General features: G+C 30.2%; 2 protein-coding genes. Both read right to left on the reverse strand.

What is annotated here, in order from left to right; translation table 11 throughout:
• Nucleotides 1-202: 202 nt before the first annotated feature.
• Nucleotides 203-748, reverse strand: a complete 546-nt coding sequence (locus tag BLR15_RS13750) for a hypothetical protein (RefSeq protein WP_092988367.1) — start codon at nt 746-748, stop codon at nt 203-205.
• A gap of 65 nt (nt 749-813) precedes the next feature.
• The gene (locus BLR15_RS13755; RefSeq protein ID WP_092988369.1) at nt 814-1,371 is read right to left on the reverse strand and encodes a recombinase family protein; all 558 of its coding nucleotides are present in this window, start codon (nt 1,369-1,371) and stop codon (nt 814-816) included.
• Between the last annotated feature and the right edge of the window lie 625 nt (nt 1,372-1,996).

The following is a 1,996-nucleotide window of genomic DNA, read 5'->3' on the forward strand; positions in this document are numbered from 1 at the left end:
CTCTCAATATAATGTTGGTAGTTTGGGATTTTTTATATTTTCTTATCATGCAAAATAGCACTTTAAACAGGCGCAAATTAACGATTAAAGTGACAACTTGTATGAGAAAAGTATTTATTATTAGGTGAAATAAAATTAAGCTAGTTAACGAGTTACTCCTTTCTTGTTAACTAGCCTTTTATTCTTTATATTACTATGATTTCTAATCAATATTTCGTATTTTCAACTCTTGCTCAAGATAAGGTATCACTTTATTAATAATAATAGCAGTCGCAAAGCTACTTTGCTTATGTGTTAAAGTTCGTGCATTATAAAATGTTAATAAGGCTTTATGATAGTTTATTAACTTACCATTATACTCTTCAGTTTTCAGTACTTCTTGTTCTGCTAAATAATTAATTAGATTTCTACTGAATAATTTTTTATCATCTTTGAAATGGATGTACTTATTGTCTTCGTAATGATTTAATAGCTTGAACAACTTCTCATAAACATTTATTTTATCCTTCAGTTCTTTAACTTCGAATTCTTTAATACAGCTACTACCGATTGGCGTGAGTAACTTATAATTGTGCACATTTTTAATGTCATACAGATATTTTATCTTTTCCTTACCGCATATACACTTGGATTGTCTTCGACGATCTTCTTCAAATCCAACAATATCCCACTCTAAAACCGCATATTCCCAAATGTTCGATATTGAATTTTCTATAATAGAATTAAACAAATTGTAATTTTTAGCCATCTCTAGTCACCCTCTAATTTGTTCTGTTATCGCTTAAATATCAGTAACTGTTTTCGGTGGTGGATTTAGCTTTCAATTTCATTTATAACTTTATATATCGTCGTTCTTGATACCCCAGTCATTTTCTTGATATCTTCACCAGTATAGTTTCTACTTTCATAAAGGGATTTAATCATTTCCTTTTTCTCATTACTTAACGCAGGTCTGCCTCCCTTTCTACCTCTGGCTCTTGCAGATGCCAAACCTTTTTTGGTTCGTTCAGAAAGTAAATTCGCTTCAAGTTCTGCAAAAGCACTCATCATAGTAAAGAACATCTTACCCATCGCATCTTTTGTGTTGATGTTCATATCTATAATCTCCAGATCAATATCGTGGTCTTCGAGATATTGAGAAAGCTCTATTAATTGTTTAGTTGTCCTTCCGAGACGATCTAATTTCGTTAAAACTAATGTGTCACCTTCGCGCATATAATCTAAACATTTATCGAGTTCTGTTCGTTTATACTTACGACCACTGACTTTCTCTGAAAAAATTCGTTCACAACCATGGTTTTTCAACATATCTGTTTGACTATCCAGATTTTGATCTTTTGTACTAACTCTTGCATAACCTATTTTCGCCAATTCTATCGCTCTTTTCATAGATTTTTAATAGATAGCACACTCACCAACTATACTAATCAGCTTCTAAATCACTCTTCTTTTGTACATTAACTCATATACTTTTTTTATTAATTTACACAGATTACATAACAGCAAAGTTAACAATTTTTACAGCTTAAAAATGTACTTTTAATAGAAGTGGATTTTTTTCGTTTAACGGTCGTTAAATATACATTCTGAAATATCAAATCATTATTGATAAAAATATCTGGTTCCCATTGTTCCCATTGATTTTTTAACATATTGAAACAATTAATTTATCCTCTCAAAAAGCCTTTAGCATCAACCTTTTGTATTGATATTGATTAATTATAATATAAGGCTTATAATAAGTGGGAACAATGGGAACCAAAAATTATTTATATTATTTTGAGTATATTTCGAAGTCATATCCTAGGCTGTTTATGACTTCTTTTTTTATTGCGTATACACGAATTCTTTCATACTTTCCCTCAGCAGTTGTAACTGCTAAACTAGATTCAACAGTTTTTCACAATTAAGATCCAACAGTTCTCTACAAATAAGATTCAACAGGTAAGAATCAAAAGCCTGCTTTAGATATACTGAATGAGAGTATATTTAAAGG

It is taken from the genome of Lacicoccus qingdaonensis (assembly GCF_900101075.1).
Lineage (GTDB): Bacteria > Bacillota > Bacilli > Staphylococcales > Salinicoccaceae > Lacicoccus > Lacicoccus qingdaonensis.